Origin of the sequence: Micromonospora sp. WMMA1949, assembly GCF_027460145.1 — a bacterium.
GTDB lineage: Bacteria > Actinomycetota > Actinomycetes > Mycobacteriales > Micromonosporaceae > Micromonospora.
On the sequence record NZ_JAPZBG010000001.1, the window covers coordinates 5,137,040 to 5,152,736 of the forward strand.

14 protein-coding genes are annotated in these 15,697 nt (G+C 72.4%); 3 read left to right on the forward strand and 11 right to left on the reverse strand.

The window, feature by feature from the left end:
• The first annotated feature begins 6 nt into the window (after positions 1-6).
• Complete coding sequence (locus O7607_RS23970) at positions 7-1,530, forward strand: class I SAM-dependent methyltransferase (RefSeq protein WP_269705445.1); 1,524 nt, start codon at positions 7-9, stop codon at positions 1,528-1,530.
• Between the two features lie 44 nt (positions 1,531-1,574).
• Here the strand turns inward: O7607_RS23970 and O7607_RS23975 are convergent, their stop codons facing one another.
• Genes O7607_RS23975 through O7607_RS24000 form a run of 6 tightly spaced genes read right to left on the reverse strand, consistent with a single transcriptional unit; the run spans position 1,575 to position 6,678 of the window.
• Complete coding sequence (locus tag O7607_RS23975) at positions 1,575-2,279, reverse strand: LysE family translocator (protein WP_269705446.1); 705 nt, start codon at positions 2,277-2,279, stop codon at positions 1,575-1,577.
• Positions 2,272-2,646 (reverse strand): hypothetical protein, encoded by a 375-nt coding sequence (locus O7607_RS23980; RefSeq protein WP_269705448.1) that lies wholly within the window; start codon positions 2,644-2,646, stop codon positions 2,272-2,274. Before O7607_RS23980 ends, O7607_RS23975 begins: the two co-directional genes overlap by 8 nt.
• 5 nt (positions 2,647-2,651) lie before the next feature.
• A complete protein-coding gene (locus tag O7607_RS23985) occupies positions 2,652-3,911 on the reverse strand; it encodes a lysine N(6)-hydroxylase/L-ornithine N(5)-oxygenase family protein (protein WP_269705449.1) in 1,260 nt (419 codons plus the stop codon).
• Complete coding sequence (locus tag O7607_RS23990; protein ID WP_269705450.1) at positions 3,908-4,954, reverse strand: NAD(P)/FAD-dependent oxidoreductase; 1,047 nt, start codon at positions 4,952-4,954, stop codon at positions 3,908-3,910. Before O7607_RS23990 ends, O7607_RS23985 begins: the two co-directional genes overlap by 4 nt.
• Positions 4,947-6,305, reverse strand: a complete 1,359-nt coding sequence (locus O7607_RS23995) for a class I tRNA ligase family protein (protein ID WP_269705451.1) — start codon at positions 6,303-6,305, stop codon at positions 4,947-4,949. The genes O7607_RS23990 and O7607_RS23995 overlap by 8 nt, the downstream gene beginning before the upstream one ends.
• A complete protein-coding gene (locus O7607_RS24000; RefSeq protein WP_269705452.1) occupies positions 6,298-6,678 on the reverse strand; it encodes a cupin domain-containing protein in 381 nt (126 codons plus the stop codon). Before O7607_RS24000 ends, O7607_RS23995 begins: the two co-directional genes overlap by 8 nt.
• Before the next feature lie 315 nt (positions 6,679-6,993).
• Here O7607_RS24000 and O7607_RS24005 point away from each other — a divergent pair, with 315 nt between their 5' ends.
• Positions 6,994-7,902, forward strand: coding sequence for an NB-ARC domain-containing protein (locus O7607_RS24005; RefSeq protein WP_269705453.1), 909 nt, complete (start codon positions 6,994-6,996; stop codon positions 7,900-7,902).
• Positions 7,903-7,951: 49 nt separating this feature from the next.
• On the opposite strand, the gene O7607_RS24010 is transcribed toward O7607_RS24005, so the two are convergent.
• The 4 genes from O7607_RS24010 to O7607_RS24025 form a co-directional block, all read right to left on the reverse strand.
• Positions 7,952-8,626, reverse strand: a complete 675-nt coding sequence (locus O7607_RS24010) for a pyridoxamine 5'-phosphate oxidase family protein (RefSeq protein ID WP_269705454.1) — start codon at positions 8,624-8,626, stop codon at positions 7,952-7,954.
• A 71-nt stretch (positions 8,627-8,697) separates the two neighbouring features.
• Positions 8,698-9,759, reverse strand: coding sequence for an IS110 family transposase (locus O7607_RS24015; RefSeq protein ID WP_269705455.1), 1,062 nt, complete (start codon positions 9,757-9,759; stop codon positions 8,698-8,700).
• 251 nt (positions 9,760-10,010) lie between these two features.
• A complete protein-coding gene (locus O7607_RS24020; protein WP_269705456.1) occupies positions 10,011-10,793 on the reverse strand; it encodes a DUF2470 domain-containing protein in 783 nt (260 codons plus the stop codon).
• Positions 10,794-10,945: 152 nt separating this feature from the next.
• The gene (locus O7607_RS24025; protein WP_269705457.1) at positions 10,946-11,242 is read right to left on the reverse strand and encodes a DUF1540 domain-containing protein; all 297 of its coding nucleotides are present in this window, start codon (positions 11,240-11,242) and stop codon (positions 10,946-10,948) included.
• Positions 11,243-11,831: 589 nt separating this feature from the next.
• Between O7607_RS24025 and O7607_RS24030 the strand changes: the two genes are divergently transcribed.
• Positions 11,832-12,431: a VanZ family protein gene (locus O7607_RS24030; protein WP_269705458.1), complete on the forward strand. Its 600-nt coding sequence runs from the start codon at positions 11,832-11,834 to the stop codon at positions 12,429-12,431.
• Between the two features lie 90 nt (positions 12,432-12,521).
• On the opposite strand, the gene O7607_RS24035 is transcribed toward O7607_RS24030, so the two are convergent.
• On the reverse strand, positions 12,522-15,242 hold the full coding sequence (locus O7607_RS24035; RefSeq protein ID WP_269705460.1) for a sugar-binding protein: 2,721 nt from the start codon (positions 15,240-15,242) through the stop codon (positions 12,522-12,524).
• Positions 15,243-15,697 lie beyond the last annotated feature (455 nt).

Genomic DNA, 15,697 nt, shown 5'->3' on the forward strand with positions numbered 1-15,697 from the left:
GTGCCCATGACCGACCTGCCGACCCGCTTCGTGCTGTTCCCCGGGCGGCACCACCTGCTGACCCGGTTCCAGGCTGACTACCTGAGCCGGCTCGCGGGCGACGAGGCCACAGTGGTCTGGGCGGTGACGTCGGCCAACCACGAGAACACCAGGCGCAACCCGGTCGCGTACCACAGGCGGGAGGCCGCGATCGAGCGGTTCAGCGTGCTGACCGGGTTGCGCTCGCTGGCCGTGCCGATCTTCGACACCGCGTACACCGACGCGTTCGCCGAGGTCACGCTGAAGTCCATCGCGGTGGCCACCGGAATCGAACTCACGCCCGCGGACACCGTGGTGGCCTGCTCCACGCCGGAGGTCGCCAAGCTGTACGAGCGGCTCGGCTTCGCGATCGCGCAGGTCGAAGCCGACCCGGACCTGCCCGGGACGCCCGAGCGGCCGTGGGACGTGCTGCTGCGCCTGGCCGCGGGCGACGACACCTGGCGGTCGCTCACCCACCCGGCGACGATCGACGTGTTCGAGCGCTACCGCCTGGTCGAGGCGATCCGGTCGGTGGTCAACGACCCGCTGGTCGGAGACGAGGGCGGCCTCACCGTGACCCGCGACTACCGGACCTACGTCGAGGCGTTCGCCTCGGCCGCGCACCGCAAGTGGGACTCGGTGCGCCGGTACGTGCAGCCCGGGCGCATCGTGGACATCGGCTGCGGCGCGGGCGCGGTCCTGGAACTGGCCGACCGGGAGCCCGCGCTGCGGGAGAGCGACCTGATCGGGGTGGAGGTGGCCCGCCACCTCTACCAGGAGTGCCTGCACAAGAAGGCGCAGGGCGTGTTCCGCAACGCCAACGTCTACTTCTTCCACCGCAACGTCCTCGGCGGCGCGGTGTTCAAGGACCGGTCGGTGGACACCACGCTCACCTTCGCGCTGACCCACGAGATCTGGTCGTACGGGCGGCAGCGGTCCTCGCTGCTCCAGTTCGCCCGCCGCATCCACGACCACACGGTGCCCGGCGGCGTCTGGATCAACAGCGACGTGTGCGGACCGGACGAGCCGGACCGGCAGGTGATCCTGCGGCTGTCCACCGACGACGGGGACAACCCGGCCGCGCCCCGCCGGGATCTCGCCGGCCTGACCTCGGCCGAGGTCCGGCGGTACGTCTCGGGCCTGTCGACGCGGGCGCGGCTGGACCAGTTCGCCGTGGACTTCGCGTTCGGCGTCGCGTACGAGCCGCTCGCCGACGGCGCGGTACGCATCGGCCTGGGCGCGGCGATGGACTTTCTGACCCGCAAGGACTACACGGACAACTGGCTGTCGGAGACGAAGGAGCAGTTCTGCGGGCTGAGCTTCGCCGACTGGACGGTCCTGCTGGCCGAGGTGGGCTTCGAGATCGGCCCCGTGTCGGCGCCGGTCCGCAACGACTGGGTGATCGACAACCGGATCGCACCCGTCGCGTCCCTCACCGACCTCGACGGCCGGCCGCTGGACTGGCCCACCACCCACGTCCTCACCGTCGCCCACCGCCCGCGCAACGCCTGACCCGTGGGCGCCCACCGGACCGGCGGGCGCCCACGGGATGCGGCTCAGTGGCTCAGCGCGATCCGTACCGCCAGGACGATCAGGATCAGCCCGGTCAGCCGTTCGATCACCAGCAGCACCGACGGCCGGGTCAGCCAGGGCTGCAACCGGTCGATGAGCAGGATGTAACAGGCCCACCAGAGTACGGCCAGGCCGATGAACGTGGCGGCCAGCACCGCCGTGCGGGCCGCCGCACCGTCGCCCGCCTTGACGAACTGCGGCACGAACGAGACGTAGAAGACGACCACCTTGACGTTCAGCAGCTGGCTGGTGACGCCCATGACGAACGAGCGGCGGGCCACGTGCGGCTCGTCGGCGGCCGCCGCCTCCCGGACCGGCGCGGCGGCCGGACCGGTGTCCGCCTCCGGCCCGGGGCCGCCCGCGCCGACCGGTACCGGCTGCGCGGCGGGTGCCGCCCGTCGCGGCCGGGTGGCCCAGAGGATGGTGCCGCCCAGGTAGAGCAGGTACAGCGCACCGGCGACGCGCAGCACCGTATAGAGCGTCGGTGAGGACACCAGCAGGGCGGACAGGCCGGCCGTGGCGAGCGAGGCGTGCACCAGGGCGGCGGCGAACAGCCCGGCCAGCACCACGAATCCGGCCCGCCGCCCGTACCGCACGGTCTGCCGGGTGACCAGGGCGAAGTCGACGCCCGGCACGATGATGATGAGCAGACTCGCCGCGACGAAGCTGACGATCTGGATGTCAGACACGCTGCTCCTCCCGCGCCTCGACGTGGGCCGGGGCGGCCTCCTCGATGACCGAGACGCCGCTGTCGCGGCGTGGCCCGTGCCGGCGCCACTGCTCGCGCAGCCGGATCCGGCCGTCCGGCAGCCGCTCGGGCCGCGACTCGCACTCGCCGACCACGATGCTGCCGTCGGTGAGCACCTCCACGTACGCGAAACGCACCACGCCCTGCGCGTCGCAGGTGCCGGCGAGCCGGCCGTGCCGGACCGGGCCGCCGGAGATCTCCGCCCAGACCAGGTCGCCGCGCTGGTGGTAGTGCCCCCGCAGCGGATCGGCGTCACGGGCGTGGTCGACGGAGACGAAGATCCGGTCGTCGTAGTCGAATGACGTCATCGCGCTCACGCCCATCGGGTGCTCAGGTAGTCGTCGCGGAACCGGCAGACCGTGCGGCCGGCGATCGAGTTGAGGATCATCGCGCTGCGGATCGGCAGGATGCTCAGGTTGGAGTCGACGAGCCCCTGGACGTACCGCCCCCGGTTCAGCACGAAGATCTTGTGGTCGTCGGCGTGCTTCCAGCGGATCGAGTAGTCCGACTCGATGACCGGCTCACCGCGCTCGTCCAGGTCGATCAGCGCGGTCAGCTCCGGATCGAAGGGCAGCGGCGCCTGCCGGCGTCCCGCCGCGACGATCACGTTCACCGCCCGGTGCCGTTCCTCGCCGCTGCCGGCGGTCAGGCACTCCAGCTCGACCTCCCCGTCGAGCTGCCGGGCGCCGGTCACGGTACGGCTCGGCATGATCGTGACCGGGAACCGGCCGGTACGCAGCCGCTCCTCGTAGTTGTGCTGGTAGATGCCGCGCAACGTGCCCGGGGAGATCCCGTCGCTGGTCAGGATCTGACCGGAGACGAGCCGTTCCCGCACGTCCCGGGAGAGGGTGAGGAACGCCTCCTGGTAGGCGGGCCGGTACAGGTCGTTGGCCGACGGGGAGTCCTCCAGCGGGGCGAACCACGACCGCCGCCCGATCCATTTGATGTCGCGGCATCCGCGGGCGAGCAGCGCAGCGACGCACTCCGCGCTGGTCTGGCCGCTGCCGATCACGATCCACGGCAGGTCCGGCTCGTCCGGCACCGTCGCGAGGCGCTGGTGCAGTTCATCGGCGACGAACAGGTGGCGCGGGTCGAGCGCGTCCAGGAACTCCGGTACGAAGGCGACGGTCCCGCTGCCGAGCACCAGGTGCCGGGAGCGGGCGACCTCCGCACCGCCGCTGCGGCTGACCAGCGCGCCGTCGAACTCGACCCGGTCGACGCGGGTGCCGTACGTGATGCGCGGCAGCTGACCCGCCGCCCACACCAGGTACTGCTGGTACTCGATCCGGGGGATGGTGTCGAACCCGGCGCCGAGCAGGGCGTACACCCGCCCGGTGGTGACCAGGTAGTTGAGGAACGACAGCGGGTGGGTCGGGTCGTAGAGCGAGACCAGGTCCTTGACCCAGCCGGTCTGCATGCGGACGCCGCTGTGCAGCATCCCGTCGTGCCAGCCCGGCCGGTCGCGGGCCTCGAACAGCGCGATGTCGTGCGGCGCGAGGGTGTCGTACATCGCCGCGAGGCTCAGGTTCGCCGGCCCGGCGCCGATTCCCACTGTGTGAAAGGTCTGCGTCATGAGTCTGCCTCTGTCTGGCCGTGGGGGACAGGGATCGCGGTTCGGGTGTTCAGCAGGGCGGTGGCGGCGAGCCGGCTGGCGGCCAGGACCGTCTTGGCGGCGCCGCCGCTGCCGCCGGTGAAGGTGTGCACGGCACCGGTCACGTGGCGCAGCGCCAGGCCGGCGGGTTCGCTGTAGCAGTCGGCGGCGCTCACCGGCGACCCGGCCGGCCGCGGGTCGAGCCCGGGCAGCCGCCGCGCCGCCACGGTCAGGACCCTTGCCGCCAGTGCGGCGTCCGGTTCCGGGGCCGGCGGGTCGACGTCCCACCTGTTGCTGGGCAGCCCGAGGAGGAGGCGTCCCGGACCAGCCGGCCGGCCGTAGAGGCCGCTCGACTCGTCCACGAAGCACGGCAGGTCGTCGCGCCCGGTGGCGTAGCGGGCGTACTGGATGTGCTTGGTCCGCAGCGTGGCCGGCATCCCGGCGGCGCGCAGCAGGCGCGGGGTCCAGGCCCCGGCGGCCACGACGACGAGGTCGCCGGTGAGCCGGCGGCCGTCGACCAGCTCGACCACCCCGTCGCCGAGGCGGGCCACCGGTGTCGGCTCGGTCCGGCCCAGGCCACGCAGGACGGTCCGGCGCAGCCGATCCGGCTCCAGGTAGCCGGCCCGGCCCTCCCAGATCCCCACCGTGCCGTCCGGGAGCCCGGCGAAACCGAACCGGCGGGCGACCTCGTCCCCGGTCAGCGTCTCGGCGCCGTCCACGCCGGCCGCCGACGCGGCGTCGAGGAGGTAGAGCGAGCCGGTCCGCCGCCACCCGGCTGCGGTCGCGAGGGACGAGTCGGCCAGCAGTTCGGCGAGGCTCGCGGCGGCGAGGGCCCGGGCGGCCGGGTCGGGCTCGAAGGCCCGCACCAGCCCGCCGGAGGCGGCCGTCGCGTCGGCGGGCCGCCCGTGCGGACCGCCGTCGTGCGGACCGATCAGGACCGCGTCGGCGCCCGCGTCCCGCAGCCGCCGGGCGAGCAGGACGCCGCTGATGCCCGCGCCGACGACGAGCACGCGCGGCTCACCCATCAAAGCCCGCCGGTTCCGCGCCGCCGACGACGCCGAGCAGCCGGGCCGCCCGCTGCGGCGCACCGGGGTACGCGGCCAGCGCCGCCCGCACCGCGGTGGCCGGGTCGAAGTGCTCCGGCCGCAGCGCCTGCTCGCCGCGCGTCAGTTCGGTGTCGGCCAGGACGCCGTCCAGGCCGGGGACGGTGCCGGCCAGTGTCGCGGCGTACCGGGCGGCGAACGCCTCGTACGCCTCCGGCCGGAAGTCCGACTCGTAGCTGTCCGGCCGGTCCCAGCTCAGGAACGCCCGGACCACCGCCGGGTCCTCGGTGGACAGGAACTCGTGCGCCCAGATCGCGTGCTCGCGGCTGGTGGAGAACTTGGCGCCGGTGAGGCGGTAGAACTCGTTGACCACCAGACCGGTCGGCCGGTCGGGCAGCCCGGCGGCCAGGTGCACCGCCGGGATGAGCAGCGCGTAGTAGAACGCGTTGTCGACCCCGAGGAAGATCCACTGCTCGTCCACGTCCCGCCACGCGTCCAGGTACCCGGCCAGCGTGTCCGCGTCCGGCCGCAGGTGGCGGGCGGGCAGCACCAGGTTGGCCAGGGCCATCTCGGCCCAGACGTCGATGCGCAGGCCGTCGTCCCACTCGATGCCCCAGTCCGTCGGGTACGCCAGCGGCACCTCCGGCAGCCCGCCGTCGAGGTACGACGCGACGAGACGCCGCAGCCGGGGCGGCAGCACCGCGCGGGACCAGAACTCGGCGAGTCGTTCCCGGTGGTCGTCGAGCCGGAGCACCGGGATCGTGTGCGTGACCGGCTCGGGTGCCGCGTCGCAGCAGGTCGACCGCGCGTCGACGAGGTTCGCGGCGGTGCAGAAGCCACCGCACCCCTCGCAGGTGCCGCCGTTCGCGCCCGCGCCGCAGACCGGGCAGCGCCCGGCGACCCGGACGTGGTGCAGGGTCCGACCGCAGGCCGCGCAGGCACGCAGCGACACCGGGGCGACCTCCACCACCTTTGCCTCGACCAGCTCGGTGAGCAGGCCGGCCACCGCCCGGCGGTAGCCCTCGTCGGCCAGCGGGTCGGCCATGACGTCGTACCGGATGCGGGCGGCGCGCAGCGCGGCGTGGATCGACGACCCGTATCGGGCGACGGTGTCCGCGGGGGTCTCGCCCAGCGCCTGCGCCCGGGCGAGCACGTAGTTCTGGTGCGCGTCCAGCCCGCACTGGGTCAGCACCGGCCGGCCGGCGGCGCGCAGCGCGCGGGCCGCGATGTCCCCGGCGACGTACGGACCGCTGAGGTGCCCGAGGTGCAGCGGCCCGTTCGGCGTCGGTGGCGGCGTCACCACCAGCACCACGCCGGAGGCGGCGTCAGTCACGGCCGGCTCCGTCGTCCGCGCGGGGCTGCGCCGCCTCGTCGGGCCGGGGCATCCAGTAGATGCTGAGGATGGTGAGCGGCTGCTCCGGCGAGGGGTTGTGGATGACGTGCCGTTGCTCGGGTTCGAGCAGGATCACCCCGCCGGTCGGCACCTCGACCTTCTCGCCGCCCGCCTCGTAGATGGCCGTGCCGCGGGTCACCACGGCGAACTCGACCTCGGGGTGGATGTCCTCGCTGCTGCTGCCACCGGGCGGGATCACGCACCACATGGCGTCGAACGGCAACGGGCCGAGATCGCGGTACTGGGTCCAGCGGCCGATCCGGATGCCGTACTCGTCGGTGAGTTCGGCGGTGTCGCTGACGTACCTTCGCATGTTCGTCCTCCTGGTCGGCGCGCTGCCCTCCGGGCCCACGCCGGACGGTTCTGAGGTTTGCGGAGAGTGACCGGAAGTGCTGCTTCTGCGACGCTGCACCGATGCCGGGAACGGCCCGTCTCGTCGACCGTCGATTCGACTCCGGTCGATAGCGTCGGACCCACTGTGGACTTAACCTCGCTTGGCCAACAGGAGCTTCACCGGCAGATCACCGGCAATGTCGCTGCTGACTGCCCGCTCAGCGGTCGCGGCGTCGGTGGTCCACGGTCACGAATCCACCAGAACCGGTACGGAGACGACGCTGTGATCGGCTACATGGATACGCTGGGTCATGAAATCGCTACCGCGCGGCGGCTGGCCAACCTCACCCAGGAGGAGCTGGCCGCCCGCACCGGGCTGAGCGTCCGGAGCATCCGCAACCTGGAGTCGTCGCGGGTGACACGTCCGCGGCCCGCGACCGTCCGGCTGCTCCGCGAGGTCCTCGGCCTGCCCGCCCACCCGGCGCCGTCGGCCCGGATCCGGCCCATGCAACTGCCGCTGGAGGTTCCCGGCTTCACCGGCCGTTCGACACAACTGCGGCAACTCGACCGGCTGCTCGACGGCGGGCCGAGGCGGATGTCGAACGTGGTGGTGTGCGTCCTGTCCGGCCGGTCCGGGATCGGCAAGACGGCGCTGGCGCTGCGCTGGGCGCACCGGTCGGCCGCCCGGTTCGCCGACGGGGTGCTGCACGTCCAGCTCGGCGGCAGCGACCCGGGCGGCCCGGCGGTGGCACCGGCGGAGGCACTCGGCGGTCTCATCGAGGCGCTCGACGTACCCGGTGGGGTCCCGTGCGGCCCGGCGGCGCGCACCGGCCTCTACCGCAGCGCGCTGGCCGGGCGCCGGATGCTCATCGTGCTCGACGACGCCCGCGACGCCGACCAGGTGCGGCCGCTGCTCCCCGGCGTACCCGGCTGCATGGTGGTGGTGACCAGCCGGAAACGCCTCACCGGTCTGGTCGTCGGCGAGGCCGCGTGCCCGGTCGTGGTCGACGAGCTGGCCGCCGGCGAGGCGTGGGACCTGCTGGCGGCCCGCCTCGGCGAGCGTCGCCTCACGGCCGAACGCGGGGCGGTACGGGAGATCATCGCGCACTGCGCGGGCGTGCCCCGGGCGCTGGCGGTGGTGGCCGCCCGCGCGGCGGTCCAGCCCCGGCTGCCGCTGGCGGAGGTGGCCCGTCAACTGCGGTAGGGGACCGGCGGATCGGGACGGTCGCGTGGCGGCGCGGCCGCCCCGGCGGTCAGGGGCGGTCGGCGCGGGTGCCGGCGCGCGCGGCGACGTGTGCCGGCACCGTCGCCTCCGGCGGCAGCGCCGGGTCGGTGAGCGGCTGTTCCCAGCGCGCGACCAGCGGAAGCTCGCCGGCCCAGAGCCCGAGGGCGGCGTCCGGGCTGTCGCCGTCGTCCGGCGGGCCGCTGCGCGTCTTCACCGACGCCTCGGCCAGCGGCAGCGCCAGCAGCGCGGTGGCCGCCAGTTCCCGCCGGTTCGGCCGGCGGGCGTGGTCCCACTGGCCGGGGGCGACGTGCTCGGTGAGCAGCCGCAGGCCGTGCAGCTTCTCCTCGGCGTCGGTCACCCACCGGGGCCGGCCGTAGATCATCGCGCTGCGGTAGTTGATCCCGTGCTCGAACACCGAGCGCGCCAGGACCAGGCCGTCCACCACTGTGACTGTCACGCAGACGTCGGTGTCGGTGGTGAGGCTCCGGCTGGCCACCGAGCCGTGCAGGTAGAGGTGCCGGTCGTCGAAACCGTAGACGGTCGGCACCACCATCGGAGCGTCGTCGACGAGCACGCCGAGGTGGCAGACGAAGGCGGCCCGGAGCACGTCGAACAGGGCGGCGCGGTCGCGGCGCCCCTTCTCCTTCATCCGGCGCAGGGTGGTGCGCGGTGTCGCGGACAACCGCCCGTCGGTATCGGTCATGGCTGATCTCCTGTCGGCCCCGCCGTTTCTACCGGGTCGGGGCGCGGTCCTCAAGGACCGTGGGGACGCTCCTATGGCGCGTCAAGTGGCTGGGGTGGGCTTTCGAGGCGTCGGTAGAGGTCTCTTGCGATGTATCGCTTGAGGCAGCGTTTGATCTCTCGGTCGGTTTTGCCTTGGGCGCGGCGGCGGTCGGCGTAGGCGCGGGTGGGTTCGTCGTAGCGCAGTCGGGACAGGGCGACGGTGTGCAGGGCGCGGTTGAGTTGCCGGTCGCCTGAGCGGTTGAGCCGGTAGCGGATGGTTTTGCCGGATGAAGCAGGGATCGGGACGGCGCCGGCGAGCATGGCGAACGCGGCGTCGTTGCGGCAGCGTCCGGGGTGGGACCAGGCGGTCAGGACGGTGGCGGCGACGATGGGTCCGACGCCAGTGAGGTCGAGCAGGTCGGGGCGCCAGGAGCGCACGATCATGCGGATGGCTGTCTCGTGGCTGGCTGCCTCCGTTTCCAAGGTCCGAATGCGTCGGGCGAGATCACGTAACACTGCCAGCGCGGTGGCGGCCTCGATGTCGCCACCGGCCGTGGTCGGTCGCAGCCGGCCAGCCGTGGTGATCATCGTTCGGGTGCGCTGCCCGCGAAAGCGGGTTCGCACCGCTTCGGGAGCGGTGATGACCATCGCGTGCAGCTGCCGCTGGGCGGCGGTGGCAGCCTCGACGGCCGCCCGGCGGGCGGTCAGCCGCATCTGCAGCGCTGCCCGCTGAGGCCCGGTCTTGGGCTGCGTCAGCCGGGTGCGGGCCAGGGCATCACGGGCGGCGCGTTCGGCGTCGATCGGGTCGGACTTCGCCCCGGCCCGGCGAGTCGGCCGCTTGGGGCGGTCCAGCTCGACAACCAGCTCACCGGCATCGGCCAGATAACGGTGAAGGCCGGCGCCGTAGCCGCCGGTGCCCTCCAGCGCCCAGGCCCGCAACCCTGACTGCTCATCGGCCAGGGCTACCAGCTCGGCGTAGCCGTCCGGGTCGGTGTTCACCCTGACCCGTGCCAGCACGGCACCGGTGCGGGCATCGAGGACCGCGGCGGTGTGGGTGTCTTTGTGCGTGTCGACGCCGATGACGACCTCGACCAGATCTGCCAGCATGGACATGCGTTCTCTCCTCACCGTGGGGGACGCGAGGTCCGGTCCGGCGCGGAGATGGCAGGACTGTGATGAGACACGCCAGCCGCTAACTGGCGGTCAAGCTCCTGATCAGGCCAAACGTCTCCCGCCGGGCCGGCGCTGGCAGCAGCAGACGGACAAGTCCCGCCAAGGGCACAAAGCCAGTCAGACGAAGGGTCACGCCTGCCACTGCCAGCCATCAGCTCATCACTACTGAACCGACCCCGCCATGCTCACAGTCAGCCGAGCAGCGTCCGCAGCGCCTCGGCCAGGCCGGAACCGGCGGTGACCGGGCGGGCGAAGGACAACCGGGTGTCGGCGTGACCGTCCGGCCGCTCCGTGCGCAGCACGATGCCCTCGGCGTCGAGCGCGACCGGGACGATCCGCGTCGCACCGGCGGCGTCGACGAGCGCGCCGAGCCGGTCGAGGACGTCGCGGTGGCACCGCGTCAGGTGCGCGAGGTGGGCCGCCTCGTCGGCGGCGATCGGATCCGGGCGGGCGGCACGGTACGTGTCGAGGTCCACCACGACGGGTTCGGTGGCCCGGTCGAGGACGATCTCGTCCGGCTCTATCGTCCACAGCGCCACCGGTGGCAGGTCGAGCAGCGACATCACGGTGGCCGGGTCGCAGGCGTCGAGCGCGGCCGGGTCGAAGCGGCGGGCGGTGCCCAGGATCCGCAGCCGGTCCCGCACCCGCGAGCGTACGGCGACCGGAGCGAGGTGGGTCACGTCGAGGCGTACCGCGCCGGTGTGGCCGCGCGCGGCGACGAGCAGGCCGCCGGTGCGGCTCATCGCGTCGACAGCGAGGACGACCGTGCCGTCGGGGAGGACGGCGTGGGCGGAGAGGAGGTCGGCGGTGGTGTCGCCGATCGTGAGCCGCAGCGAGGAGGCAGCGGTCAGCACGCACCGGGCGGTGACGGCGTCGCGGGGCGTGGAGGTGGCCGTACTGCCCGCCGACGGCCCGGCGGCGACCGGGACGACACCGGCCGCCGGGGCCGGGCGCCCCGCGGGGTGCAACGCCATGTCTGTCTCCTCGGCCGGGAAGGGGTGAAGTCGGCCCAGGTCAGACGGTAGTAGGTAAGGCTTACCTGCGCAACGGCGGGTCGGGTGCCGAAGACGCGGTACGGGTCACGACGGTGACTGTCGTGACCCGTACGGGCGTGGTGTCCGGGTTGTCAGGCGGGCTGGTAGGTGAGGCAGTCGCTGACCGTGGCGCCCGGACCGACCGTGATCGACTCGGCGGTGCAGGCGAGGTTGGTGTTGAACACGCACTCGGCCCGCGCGCACGCGCCAACCGCGCCGGTGACCTCCTTCATCCCGCCGCTGAGCGACGACTCGACGAACGTCGCGCAGGAGGCCGCGTCGGCGGTCGCCGCCACGGTGATCGCGGGAGCGTGACAGCCGCTGTCGTTGAAGCTGCACGCGGTGGCGGCGCATTCACGGACCGGCGGAGACTGCAACAGGGTCTTCATGGTGCCTCCAAGTCATGCGGGCCGGCGGACGGAAAGGCCGGCCTCGTGGTGCTCGAATGCCATCTCGTATTTGCCGTGCGGCCCGGTGCTCAAACCCGTCGGCCGCCAGTGAGGATCATGCTCACCTTAACAACAGAATGCGCGGTAGGCAGCCGTACGGAGCCGTTTACACGCCGAATTTCGTAGGGCGAAGATAAGGCTAACCTTTGTTAGGTGAGTCTTTCTTGACTCGCCGCCACGGCGAGTGCCGGCGCGCGTCAGCCACCCGTCCGACCCGGATTGAACTGCGCGGACGCCGCTGTCGCTCCGCTCGCGGTCGGTGCGCCGGTGACGGAGTGAGCGAGCGCGTGACGACGGCGATTCCGCCCACGGCCGGCGCCATTCGGGTCGCCGCCGGAATGAGCCCGGGAAATCAACGCAACGGCCGGGATTCGGGCCGGCCCGGTGGTCGGAATGCGAATCCGGTGGCCGGAGGCGCAGGCTCCGCATTCGCGATGTCCTCCGGGCGGGGGTCCCCCGTCGGCGTGGTCGTGGCACCCTGGGCGGATTGCAGGCCCGGCGGACGCGGGGCGGGACGGGTGGAGGCGGCGTGATCGAGGGGTGGCACGGCTGGTTCGGCACGATCAACGGGGTCGTGCTGCTCACGGTGGCCGCGTTGCCGGCGGCCGCGCTCGTGGTGTGGGTCCTGGCCCGGCGGCGCGGCGGCACGCGGCCGGCGTGGCGGCGGTCGCTGGCCGAGGTGGGCATCGTCTACGGGACCGTGCCGTGGGTCTGGATGATCATGTTGCCCGGGGACGGCGCCGGTGTGGTTCCCGGCCGGGTGAGCCTGGTGCCGCTGCGGGACCTGCTGACCGTTCTCGCGAGCGGGCCGCTGACGGTGACCGTCCAGATCGTCGGCAACCTGCTGGTGTTCGCGGCGCTCGGGTTCCTCGCCCCGACGCGGTTCGCGGCGCTGGCGTCGGTACCGCGGATCCTGGCGCTCGCGGCCGGCTGCTCGGTCCTGGTCGAGGTGGCGCAGTACGTCCTGCGGCTGGACCGGGTGTCCTCGGTGGACGACGTCCTGCTCAACACCGCCGGCGCCGGACTGGCCGCGCTGGCGTCGCGCCGCTGGTGGCGCGAGCCTGCCGGGGTGCAACCGGCCGCGACCGGTCCCGGGGCCGGCCCGCTGAGCGGGGCGCGGCCCGAGTAGCCGGGACGCACGATGGGCCGGGACGCACGATGGGCCGGACCTGCCGGCCCGGCCCATCGCGTGCGTCAGGTCGACGCGATCAGTGCCCGCTCAGCAGATCTTCTTCGCCAGAGCGGTGGTGGCGCCGCCGTGCTCGTACGAGACGAGCAGGGAGGTGCCGGCCGGGAGCGACCCGCTCAGCGGCAGGACGAGCGTGCCGTCCTTCCGCAGGCCGGCCTGGGTCTGCGCCACGACCTGGTTGCCGTCCCAGAGGAAGGCCCGGGCGGTGCCGGCCTTCTTCACCTGGAGCTGGACGGACACCTTGCTCGCGCTGCGGGTGACCTTCTTGATCTTCACGGTGTTGTCCGCCAGCTTGGCGTAACCACCCGGTGCGACCCCGTCCGACACGGACTGCAGCAGGGTCTGCGGCGAGTCCACGCTCAGCGCCGCGGTGTCGGGCATGATCGGAGCCTTCGGCGCCGACGGCTTCGCCGGCAGGTCCGGCAGCAGCGCGTTGCCCCAGCGCCACGGGTCGGCCCGCACGCCGCTCCAGGTCGACCAGCCGACCCGGGTCTGCGAGCTGAGGTCCTGCGTGTCCGAGTCGTTGACCAGGATGTTCAGGCCCATCCGGCTCGGGTCGATGGTGTCCGGCAGCACGCTGAACGGAATCTTGACCTCGATCCGGTACCCGGTGTACGGGTTGCTGGTCACCACGGAGGCGATCTCCACACCCGGCGCGGTCTCCGGGCCGCCTTGGTGGTTGTCCCGCTCCCGGGCGAAGCACGGCGGGTTCCCGTTGGCCGGGTCGTTCGTGGCCGGGAAGAGCGCCATGTTGAACACCGTGGACGTGTTCGCCGAGTTGCCGCGCGGGTCGATGCCGAACTCGATGTTGTCGTTGCGCCGCGGACGCTTGCAGTCCTCCGGCGGCAGGACGGTGCCGAGCACGTCATCGGTGATGTTGAAGATGGCGTACAGGGCGTCGTCGGTGTGGGTGAGCTGGGCGGTGCCGGAGATGTCCGACGCCGGGGCGGCGGTGCCCTCCCAGCGGGTGGAGATGTCGATGACCTCGCCGGTGTACTCGTGGTCGTGACCGTGACCGTCCACCGTCGGCGCGGTGGCGGCCTTCGGGATCGTGGTGGTCGGCACCAGGTTGAACGCGCCCGGCTCGTTCGCGCTGCCACCGGTGTAGCTGGTCTCGATCTGCACCCGGTAGGCGCCGTTGTCCGGGGCCCGGTTGGCCGTCGGCAGCGACGTGTCGGTGTTGGTGACGGTGAACGTCACCGAGGTGGTGGCGCCCGGCTGGAGCCCGCTGTACGGCACCTGCTGCTCGGCCACCGAGAAGCCGGCGGGGACGTTCAGCTTGACCGCGCCGGACTCGACCCGGGTGCCGTGGTTGGTCAGGTTGACCTTGACACTGCGGGTGCCGCCACTGGAGATGTTCAGCAGGGACTCGATGAGGGCGTCGAGCTGCTGGGTCTTGTTGCGTACGGTCCAGGCGCGGAAGTCGGCGATCTCCTCCAGCGGCTCCAGGGTGCCGCGCACCGGAGCGGTGCCCTGCACGCGGGCGCTGCTGGTGCCGCTGCCGTCCTTCTTGCTGGTCAGCGTGGCGTCGAGCTTGAAGCGGGTGCCCACCTCGACCTGCGCGGGCGGGGTGACCGTGAAGGTCTTCACGACCTCCTTGCCCGGCGTGAGCGTGCCGACGTTGCCGTTACCGGTCACCGTCCAGCCGGCGGGGACGTCCAGGGTGACCTTGGCGCCCGGGATGGCCTTCTCGGCGTAGAGGACGGTGTCCACCTTGATGGGCTGGCCGCCGACGGCCTCCCAGGTGCGCGGACGCACGTGGACCTCGGTGCCCAGCGGCAGGCCGCCCGGGGCACGCAGGGTGGCACCCTGCAGCGCGCCGGTGCCGGCGCCCACGTTCGGGTCCGGGTACGGGGTGCGGGTGTCGATCAGCGTCAGCCGGTTGCAGCCGATGGCGTCCGGGTTGGTCGTCGGGAAGGAGCTGTTGCCCCAGCCCTGCGACACGTACTCCCGGCGGGCCCAGGTCTGGACCGTGTTCCACCGGTTGCCGTCGTGGCGCGCCGACTCGTAGCCCTGCCAGGTGCCGAAGATGACGTTGCTGGCCTCGGCCGGCGTGAACGTGGTCTCGCAGGCGGGGCCGTTGGTGCCGGTGGTGCCGCTGCCACCGGTCTGGAAGATGCGGGAGACCCGCCAGGGCTCGAGCCCTTCCTTCTTGATCTGCTCCGGGAACGCCTTCGGGTCGGCCGCCGCGTAGAAGGCCTCCACGGCCAGCATGGCCGCCTTCTGGTGGTTGCCGTGGTTGCCCTGGGTCGCCGAGGGGTTCATCGTGAGGATGACCTCGGGCTTGGTGGTCCGCAGGACCCGCACGATCCGGGACAGCGTCTCCTGGTGGCCCCAGACCTCCTCGGTCAGGGGAGCGCTGGCGGTGTACCAGAAGTCCAGCGCGTCCAGGTTGTAGATGTGCTCGATGCCGGCCCAGCCGACGGCCTTGCGCTCCTCGGCCTCCCGCAGGATGCCGAGTTCCGGGCCCTCCTCGAGACCGGTGGCGTTGCCACCGCCCTCGCCGCGGGTGGTGGTGATGACGCCGGCCTTCATGCCGTGATACTCGTTCCAGTATCCGAGCATGCCGAGCTGGCCGGCCTCGTCGTCCGGGTGGGCGCCGATGAACATGATGTCCAGGTCGACCGGCTTGTCGGACTTCTTGGCCTGGGGCTTCGGTGCTGCTTGCTGGGGGTTGGCCTGGGCCGGAGTGGCCAGGCCCAACGACAGCAGACCGCACATGGCGATCGCTGCGCTGGTGCGCCATCTCATGGGCATACCTCTTCGTCTCGAAGCGAGAGTGCTGCGGCTGGGGACGGTCGGCCCGGCACGGGCCGGCTGACACGTGGCTCGTGCCGGGCCGTGATGCAGACAGCTGTCCACTGAGGACCGTCAGGTCCTCGGGGGTCGTGGTGCTCGACAACGGGATGGTGGTGCTCGCGCACCGTCACGGGGGTGAGCGGTTCGCACGGTGGTGACGTCGGTCCACCAGAAGGCCTTCGGGCCGTAACCTAGGGATCTTGCGGAGGCGTCGTCAATAGGCTCGGACGACTTTCTTCCTTATCCGAATAAACAATCGCCCCTGCTCAGCGCGATCACGGGGAGGTCGACAGTGACCTGTGGACAGTCTATGTCCCGGTTTGGGACCCCGATGTGGACCACAGGGCTCGTTTTTGCCTGCCATGTCGGGCTGGCCCCGGCCCGCCCCGCTTGTCGGCCGCAGAACT